The organism is Staphylococcus sp. GDY8P120P (assembly GCF_017892065.1).
Lineage (GTDB): Bacteria > Bacillota > Bacilli > Staphylococcales > Staphylococcaceae > Staphylococcus > Staphylococcus nepalensis.
Genome location: NZ_JAESKI010000035.1, coordinates 1 through 1,529 on the forward strand (window position 1 = coordinate 1; position 1,529 = coordinate 1,529).

Consider the following 1,529-nt stretch of genomic DNA (forward strand, 5'->3'; position numbering starts at 1 on the left):
ACAAGATCAAGCAGCAATGGACCTTTATGAATCTGAAGGTGCTTCACAATGGGTAACTGCTTAATTTATTAAGTATTAATTTAAAAGCAACAGTCTAATATAATGAAGAGCGAAATAGAAATCATTTCAAGCATGCATGATTTTTGTTTCGCTCTTTTTTGTCTTTCTATCAACAGTTCAATGTGTTTTCTTTATCAAATATTATTGTTAGCAACTTATGATTATCGATTTAGGTTGTTAATGGTAAACTATATAAGAAATGAATATTTTAAGTAAGGAGGTTGTATATGGAATTACGAACACTGATGTATTTTACTGCTATCGCTAAAGAAGGGAGTATGACGCGTGCATCCAATGCCTTACATATTACACAACCTACACTTTCAAGACAGATGAAAGCTTTAGAAGAAGAATTAGGTGTAAAACTTTTTACTAGAAGTAATTACAATATACAATTAACAGAAGCAGGAACACTTCTTAAAAAAAGGGCAGACGAAATATTAAGTATGTCTCAAAAAGTACAAGACGAATTTAAAGTCTTAGATAGTAAAGTGAAAGGTGACGTATTTATTGGTTGTGGTGAAACTAAAGGTATGTCATTTATTTCTAAAATTATTAAAGATATTCAAGTAGATTACCCAAATATTCATTTTCATATTTATAGTGGTAATTTTGATGATGTTACTGAAAAGTTGGATAAAGGGTTATTAGATTTTGGTATTTTAATTCAACCTGCAAATTTAAATAAATATAAAGCAGTTCATTTACCAAGTTCAGATATTTGGGGGTTAATTGCTAAAAGGAGTAGTGAATTAGCAAAAAAACCTTATGTTACTAGAGAGGATTTGGTAAACTTACCTTTAATTTGCTCAAGACAAGCCATAGATGAGACACATGCATTCAATGAATTCACAGGTTGGTTTGGCCATTTATTTTCAGATTTAAATATCGTAGCTACTTTTAATTTAGCTTATAATGCAGGATTATTAGTGAAGGAAAATGTGGGTTACGCTGTGACAATAGACAGTATTATTGATGTTTCTAAAGAAAATGATCTTTGCTTTATTCCTTTATCTCCAAAATTAGAAGCAAAACATAATATTGTTTGGAGGAAAAATCACACATTTTCTAAAGCTTCCGAATTATTTTTAGAAAAGTTTTTAGAAAAAACCAATGTGTAAACGAAAATAACTTTATAAATGATGAGTTGAAAAAATGATTTATAAAATAAACCGAGCCATTAAATGCTAAGTTAAATGTGACAGATTTTGAATAAAAACCATTTTTGTTACAAAGTTATTACAATTAAATATAAATTATAAATAACCTTAGGGCGATTGTGATCATGTTCTAAGGTTTTTTTAGTACTGTAATAATTATGTTCTATGTCATTAGGACGTAAAAATTCTAGGTGTTTTTTTAACTTCACTGTAACCCACAAGTATTTTATAGATGTTACAGTGGGAATTAGCAAATTTGAGAAAAGTAATTTTGCAAAAAACGAAAACACAAATTAAACAATTAAAAGT

1 protein-coding gene is annotated in these 1,529 nt (G+C 28.4%); it reads left to right on the forward strand.

Translation table 11 applies throughout. The features are described 5' to 3' along the window. Nucleotides 1-287: 287 nt before the first annotated feature. The gene (locus tag KA900_RS14260; protein WP_210139773.1) at nt 288-1,181 is read left to right on the forward strand and encodes a LysR family transcriptional regulator; all 894 of its coding nucleotides are present in this window, start codon (nt 288-290) and stop codon (nt 1,179-1,181) included. Nucleotides 1,182-1,529 lie beyond the last annotated feature (348 nt).

Excerpts from the sequence above, each read along its gene's own strand:
- KA900_RS14260 (WP_210139773.1), top strand. The coding sequence starts at position 288 with ATGGAATTACGAACACTGATGTATTTTACTGCTATCGCTAAAGAAGGG.